Source organism: Chromobacterium alticapitis (assembly GCF_002924365.1).
GTDB classification, from domain to species: Bacteria; Pseudomonadota; Gammaproteobacteria; order Burkholderiales; family Chromobacteriaceae; genus Chromobacterium; species Chromobacterium alticapitis.
On the sequence record NZ_PQWB01000081.1, the window covers coordinates 1 to 222 of the forward strand.

The following is a 222-nucleotide window of genomic DNA, read 5'->3' on the forward strand; positions in this document are numbered from 1 at the left end:
GCCGCCAAATCGAGCGCCCCCAGCACAGAGCGTTTGCAATGCGGCCGGGGCTCCACATGATGTGGTTCGCCGCGTGGCGACCAGCCGTACTGCACCGGAGGAGACGCCGAGAATCCCGCCTCGTCAAAGTAGATCAGGCGGCAATCTCCAGCTAGGGCCGCCGTTTTCAACCTGGCAAGTATTGCCGCTTTCATGGCAAAGGACTTGGCGTCGCGCTTTTTT

At 61.3% G+C, this 222-nt stretch carries 1 pseudogene; it reads right to left on the minus strand.

Annotated elements, in window-relative coordinates:
- A pseudogene (locus C2I19_RS22535) lies at window positions 1-222 on the minus strand (IS630-like element ISHsp2 family transposase); the annotation flags it as partial.